Origin of the sequence: Pseudomonas sp. SIMBA_068, assembly GCF_046534705.1 — a bacterium.
Classification (GTDB): Bacteria; Pseudomonadota; Gammaproteobacteria; order Pseudomonadales; family Pseudomonadaceae; genus Aquipseudomonas; species Aquipseudomonas putida.
Genome location: NZ_JAWRYI010001664.1, coordinates 1 through 236, shown reverse-complemented (window position 1 = coordinate 236; position 236 = coordinate 1). Strand labels below are relative to the sequence as shown.

Sequence of the window (236 nt, the reverse complement as noted above, 5' to 3'; positions counted from 1 at the left end):
CAGCATTTAGAGCAATCAAAAAAGAAGATCCTACTGCTGAAGGCTTTAAAAAATACAATACCTCTAGTTTAAAACGATTATTTTTAGCAGGCGAACGCCTCGATCCGCCCACATACAATTGGCTAAAAGAGAAAACTCAACTTCCGGTACTCGATCATTGGTGGCAAACCGAAACAGGCTGGGCCATTGCGTGTAATCCAGTAGGGATAGAAACATTAACAACCAAACCTGGCAGC

Annotated in this window: 1 pseudogene; it reads left to right on the top strand. The window is 42.4% G+C overall.

Features of this window, described 5'->3' with window-relative positions:
* Positions 1–236: pseudogene (gene prpE / locus SB756_RS35395) on the top strand (propionyl-CoA synthetase); the annotation flags it as partial.